The following is a 990-nucleotide window of genomic DNA, read 5'->3' as shown; positions in this document are numbered from 1 at the left end:
CTAGCGCGTGTTTCAGATGTGGCGTAGCCAAATGTTGATGGCGGCGACGTGGACGGTGGCCTGGTAGCGGACGGCGAGTTTGTCGTAGCGGGTGGCCACCGCCCGGTGCTGTTTGAGCAGGTTGATGCCGCATTCGACGGCGTGGCGCTGTTTGTAGATCTCCCTGTCGATCGTCGGTGGCCGCCCGCCCGCGGAGCCTTTGGCCTTGCGGTGGGCAGCCTGGTCGCAGGGCTGGTCGATGGTCGCCTTGATCCCACGTTGCCGCAGGTAGGCGCGGTTGGCCTTGGAGCTGTAGGCCTTGTCCGCCAGAATCCGGTCCGGCCGGGTGCGTGGTCGCCCCCCGTCCGGACGCGGCACCCGGATCGCCTCGATCACCGGCACGAACCGGGGACTGTCACCGCGTTGCCCGGCGGTGACCAACAGCGACAACGGCCGCCGCCGTTGTTCGCAGGCCAGGTGCAGCTTGCTGGTCCACCCGCCCCGCGACCGCCCCAACCCGTGATCGTCCGGCTCGGTCCCGCCGGTCGGGGTGTCGGGCGGTTCGACCTGCAGATCCCCCTTTTACGCGCACCCGCCGCATGCTGGTGCGCCCGCATGACCGTGGAATCCACACTCACGTCCCACACGATCGACCCGGTGGCGTCGGCGCGGGCCTGCAACGCGGTCAGGATCTGCCTCCAGATCCCGGCCCGCTGCCAGCGGCGGAACAATCCGTAGACGGTCTGCCAGGGTCCGTAGTCGGGCGGGACGTCGCGCCACGGGGCACCGACCCGCACCCGCCACCGGATGCCGTCGATCAACTGCCGCTTGCTCCACTTCGGCGGACGGCCCGGCTTGCGCCCCACGGGTAACAGCGGCTGCAACAGCGCCCACTGCGCGTCGGTCAAGTCGGCCCGCCCCGCTGCCGCTACGCTGGCCACGAGGTCTCCGGTACAACGGTTTTGCTTGGTCGCTAAACCACTTACCGGAGACCTCGCCACGTTCCGGCCA

Annotated in this window: 1 pseudogene; it reads right to left on the bottom strand. The window is 69.4% G+C overall.

From position 1 onward, the window contains the following. Window positions 1-12: 12 nt before the first annotated feature. A pseudogene (locus ACFQ3T_RS36760) lies at window positions 13-920 on the bottom strand (IS5 family transposase). Window positions 921-990 lie beyond the last annotated feature (70 nt).

The sequence above is a fragment of the Saccharothrix hoggarensis genome (genome assembly GCF_042678885.1).
GTDB classification, from domain to species: domain Bacteria; phylum Actinomycetota; class Actinomycetes; order Mycobacteriales; family Pseudonocardiaceae; genus Actinosynnema; species Actinosynnema hoggarensis.
Note: the sequence above shows the minus strand (reverse complement) of the source record. Positions and strands in the feature narration are given on the sequence as shown.